Annotated in this window: 2 tRNA genes and 2 rRNA genes; all 4 read right to left on the bottom strand. The window is 48.1% G+C overall.

Going from position 1 to position 5,358, the window contains the following annotated elements:
* Positions 1 to 172: 172 nt before the first annotated feature.
* Positions 173 to 3,055, bottom strand: a 23S ribosomal RNA gene (locus IEV61_RS20520).
* Positions 3,056 to 3,296: 241 nt separating this feature from the next.
* Positions 3,297 to 3,370, bottom strand: a tRNA-Ala gene (locus IEV61_RS20515).
* A gap of 102 nt (positions 3,371 to 3,472) precedes the next feature.
* Positions 3,473 to 3,547 (bottom strand) — tRNA-Ile (locus IEV61_RS20510).
* A gap of 169 nt (positions 3,548 to 3,716) precedes the next feature.
* A 16S ribosomal RNA gene (locus IEV61_RS20505) occupies positions 3,717 to 5,238 on the bottom strand.
* The 16S and 23S rRNA genes sit together here with 2 tRNA genes alongside, the layout of an rRNA operon.
* Positions 5,239 to 5,358 lie beyond the last annotated feature (120 nt).

The raw sequence follows: 5,358 nt of genomic DNA, 5'->3' as shown, positions 1-5,358 counted from the left end.
GGGAGAAAGGACTGATGGTCCTTCTTCTTTTGGTCTTCTGGTCTTTGTTCCAAAGATCAACAATGACATATTATTGAAAGAAGTAATGTTTTTTCCTGAGTGTTACAACAATAACATTTGTTGTTTTGATTAGCGTGGTACAAGTTTTAAGGCTTGTACCACGTATCTGTTGTCGAAGAAAGCTTCGGGCAATTAGTATTACTCGGCTATGATGTCACCACCTTTACACCTGTAACCTATCAACGTAGTAGTCTACTACGACCCTCAATGGAAGTCTCATCTTGTGGCTAGTTTCGCACTTAGATGCTTTCAGCGCTTATCTATTCCCAACGTAGCTACTCTGCAGTACAGCTGGCGCCATAACAGATTCACTAGAGGTTAGTCCAACCCGGTCCTCTCGTACTAAGGTCAGCCCCACTCAAACTTCCAACGCCCACAACAGATAGGGACCGAACTGTCTCGCGACGTTCTGAACCCAGCTCGCGTGCCACTTTAATCGGCGAACAGCCGAACCCTTGGGACCTTCTCCAGCCCCAGGATGTGACGAGCCGACATCGAGGTGCCAAACCTCCCCGTCGATATGAGCTCTTGGGGGAGATCAGCCTGTTATCCCCAGCGTACCTTTTATCCTTTGAGCGATGGCCCTTCCATGCAGAACCACCGGATCACTATATCCGTCTTTCGACCCTGCTCGGCTTGTCTGCCTCACAGTCAAGCAAGCTTATGCTATTGCACTCCACGTACGGTTACCAAGCGTACTGAGCTTACCTTTGAAAGCCTCCGTTACCTTTTTGGAGGCGACCACCCCAGTCAAACTACCCGCCAAACAATGTCCTCCATTGTATAGAGTTAGACACCAAATACAGAAAGGGTGGTATTTCAACGTTGACTAACCGACTCCTAGCGAAGCCGGATCACAGTCTCCCACCTATCCTACACATCCTGTACCCGATATCAATGTTAAGTTGTAGTGAAGGTGCATGGGGTCTTTCCGTCCCGTTGCGGGTAACCGGCGTCTTCACCGATACCACAATTTCACCGAGCTCATGGCTGAGACAGCGCCCAGATCGTTACACCATTCGTGCAGGTCGGAACTTACCCGACAAGGAATTTCGCTACCTTAGGACCGTTATAGTTACGGCCGCCGTTTACCGGGGCTTCGATTCAATGCTTCGCCTTGCGACTAACATCCCCTCTTAACCTTCCGGCACCGGGCAGGTGTCAGGCCTTATACGTCATCTTTCGATTTTGCAAAGCCATGTGTTTTTGTTAAACAGTCGCCTGGGCCTTTTCACTGCGGCTTCCATTGCTGAAAGCGCCCCTTCTCCCGAAGTTACAGGGCCATTTTGCCGAGTTCCTTAGCCATGAATCACTCGAGCACCTTAGGATTCTCTCCTCGACTACCTGTGTCGGTTTACGGTACGGGTTTTGATAACCTGAAGCTTAGCAGGTTTTCTTGGAAGTCTGATTACCATCGCTATCACGCCACCCGAAGGCTTTGTGTACTATCAGCATTCAGCAAACCGGGCGTACTTTACTACCCAGCCTATACCTACTGCCTTTAACGTGCTATTCCGTCAGCACGCGGATGTGTCACTACTCCGTCACTGCATCGCAGTTATCAAAAGTACTGGAATATTAACCAGTTGTCCATCGGAATCTCCACTCGGATTATCCTTAGGCCCCGACTAACCCTGATCCGATTAGCGTTGATCAGGAAACCTTAGTCTTTCGGTGGGCGGGTTTCTCTCCCGCCTTATCGTTACTTATGCCTACATTTGCTTTTCTATTCTCTCCACGTGCACTTGTCGTGTCACGCTTCACCGATAATAGAATGCTCCCCTACCAGTATATATAAATATATAATCCATAGCTTCGGTATACTATTTAATGCCCGTTTATTATCCATGCCCGGTCGCTCGACTAGTGAGCTGTTACGCACTCTTTAAATGAATGGCTGCTTCCAAGCCAACATCCTAGCTGTCTGTGCAACCGGACCTCGTTAGTTCAACTTAATAGTAATTTGGGGACCTTAGCTGATGGTCTGGGTTCTTTCCCTCTCGGCCCTGGACCTTAGCACCCAGAGCCTCACTGCAGCGTATATTATTTAGCATTCGGAGTTTGTCTGGATTTGGTAGGATTTGACTCCCCCGCACCCAATCAGTAGCTCTACCTCTATATAACTTTACCGCCACGCTGTTCCTAAAAACATTTCGGGGAGTACGAGCTATTTCCCAGTTTGATTAGCCTTTCACCCCTACCCACAAATCATCCGGAAACTTTTCAACGTTTATCGGTTCGGTCCTCCAGTACCTGTTACGGCACCTTCAACCTGTCCATGGGTAGATCACAAGGTTTCGCGTCTACCTCCTCTGACTGCACGCCCTATTCAGACTCGCTTTCGCTTCGGCTGCGTGTCTTAAACACTTAACCTTGCCAGAGAAGAGTAACTCGTAGGCTCATTATGCAAAAGGCACGCCGTCACAGAACAAGTCTGCTCCGACCGCTTGTAAGTACACGGTTTCAGGTTCTATTTCACTCCCCTGTTCGGGGTTCTTTTCACCTTTCCCTCACGGTACTGGTTCACTATCGGTCTCTCAGTAGTATTTAGCCTTACCGGATGGTGCCGGCAGATTCCTACAGGGCGTCTCCGACCCCGCAGTACTCAGGAACTCACTAGGTTATTATTCTATACGCGTACGCAACTCTCATGCTCTATGGTAGGCCTTCCCATGCCCTTCCGCTTCTGTTTAATATACCATGTCGTGGTCCTACAACCCCCATTATGCCGTAACATAGTGGGTTTGGGCTGTTTCCCTTTCGCTCGCCACTACTCAGGAAATCACTATTGTTTTCTCTTCCTCTGTTTACTTAGATGTTTCAGTTCAACAGGTTCGCGCATTTGCAGTTATTCTTCAAATAACTAGGTTTCCCCATTCGGAAATCTACGGATCAATTCATATTTGCTGATCCCCGTAGCTTATCGCAGCTTATCACGTCCTTCATCGCCTCTGAGAGCCAAGGCATCCCCCGTGTACCCTTCTTTACTTTCTTCTACCACTACAGCTTTTGCTCTGTAGGGTATGTCTTTATGTTCAGTTATTTATAGACTTGGGGAGGATGGATTTGTGGAGGATGGACCTAAATCCTTCTTCTACTTATCTTTCTTCCTTTCATCTTCATAACTGTCCTTCACTGTTGTTTGTTCAGTTTTACAATTACTTCTTCCAATATGTCAAAGAACGTTCGAATGCATCTATAGCGGGATAATATTCTAATCCCTGTAGCATTCTTAGTGGAGAATAACGGATTCGAACCGTTGACCCCCTGCGTGCAAGGCAGGTGCTCTAGCCAGCTGAGCTAATCCCCCTTTAAAAAAACGATTGGTGAGTTAGTGATTGAGTGAGTAGTTATTAACTACTTAACCTTTCAACTTCTTAACCAGTCAACCTGCAGCGTCTGCTGCATGTAGTAGTCCCGAGCAGATTTGAACTGCTGACCCCTACATTATCAGTGTAGTGCTCTAACCAAACTGAGCTACGAGACTATGGTTTGATGTTAGCCACTTTCCTACCTGATATGGCTTCTTCTTTTTAAGGGTTTACCTTTTCTTCTTTCTTTTTATCTAAGAAATACATGTGCGTAGCAGCTTTATCTGCCTCTTTAGTAATCGAGAAATCGATCTTTTCAGTCACTTGGCTTGAATACTGCTCCAGAAAGGAGGTATTCCAGCCGCACCTTCCGGTACGGCTACCTTGTTACGACTTAGCCCCAGTTACCGGTTTTACCCTAGGACGCTCCTTGCGGTTACATACTTCAGGTACCCCCAGCTTCCATGGCTTGACGGGCGGTGTGTACAAGGCCCGGGAACGTATTCACCGCATCATTGCTGATATGCGATTACTAGCGAATCCAACTTCACGGGGTCGAGTTGCAGACCCCGATCCGAACTGTGAATGGCTTTTAGAGATTGGCATCCTGTTGCCAGGTAGCAGCCCTCTGTACCATCCATTGTAGCACGTGTGTAGCCCCGGACGTAAGGGCCATGATGACTTGACGTCGTCCCCTCCTTCCTCTCTACTTGCGTAGGCAGTCTGTTTAGAGTCCCCACCTTAACGTGCTGGCAACTAAACATAGGGGTTGCGCTCGTTGCGGGACTTAACCCAACACCTCACGGCACGAGCTGACGACAGCCATGCAGCACCTAGTTTCGTGTTCCGAAGAACTGTGGCGTCTCTGCCACATTCACTAACTTTCAAGCCCGGGTAAGGTTCCTCGCGTATCATCGAATTAAACCACATGCTCCTCCGCTTGTGCGGGCCCCCGTCAATTCCTTTGAGTTTCACCCTTGCGGGCGTACTCCCCAGGTGGAATACTTAACGCTTTCGCTTAGACGCTGACCGTATATCGCCAACATCGAGTATTCATCGTTTAGGGCGTGGACTACCAGGGTATCTAATCCTGTTTGATCCCCACGCTTTCGTGCCTCAGTGTCAATCACACTTTAGTGAGCTGCCTTCGCAATCGGTGTTCTGTGACATATCTATGCATTTCACCGCTACTTGTCACATTCCGCCCACTTCAACTGTATTCAAGCCCATCAGTATCAAAGGCACTGCGATAGTTGAGCTACCGTCTTTCACCCCTGACTTAATAGGCCACCTACGCACCCTTTAAACCCAATAAATCCGGATAACGCTTGGATCCTCCGTATTACCGCGGCTGCTGGCACGGAGTTAGCCGATCCTTATTCTTACCGTACATTCAGCTTGATACACGTATCAAAGTTTATTCCGGTACAAAAGCAGTTTACAACCCGTAGGGCCGTCTTCCTGCACGCGGCATGGCTGGTTCAGGCTTGCGCCCATTGACCAATATTCCTTACTGCTGCCTCCCGTAGGAGTCTGGTCCGTGTCTCAGTACCAGTGTGGGGGGTCATCCTCTCAGATCCCCTAGACATCGTCGCCTTGGTGGGCCGTTACCCCGCCAACTAGCTAATGTCCCGCATGCCCATCTTAATCCTATAAATATTTGATCACATCTCAATGCTGAGTCGTGATGTTATGCGGTGTTAATCTCTCTTTCGAGAGGCTATCCCCCTGATTAAGGTAGGTTACATACGTGTTACGCACCCGTGCGCCACTCTCAAGAAAAGCAAGCTCTTCTATCCCGTCCGACTTGCATGTATTAGGCCTGCCGCTAGCGTTCATCCTGAGCCAGGATCAAACTCTCCATTGTAAAATGTTTTGTTTTAATCCAGACTCTACTTTACTTAAAAATAGAAATCTGTTTTTCGATAGACCAGAAACGGCCTATCATTGTATCTTTATACAGTATTCTCAAGTAACTCTAAATCCC

This window comes from Mucilaginibacter galii, assembly GCF_014635825.1.
Classification (GTDB): Bacteria; Bacteroidota; Bacteroidia; order Sphingobacteriales; family Sphingobacteriaceae; genus Mucilaginibacter; species Mucilaginibacter galii.
The sequence above is the reverse complement of the archived record's forward strand: the minus strand, read 5'-3'. Positions and strand labels throughout refer to the sequence as shown.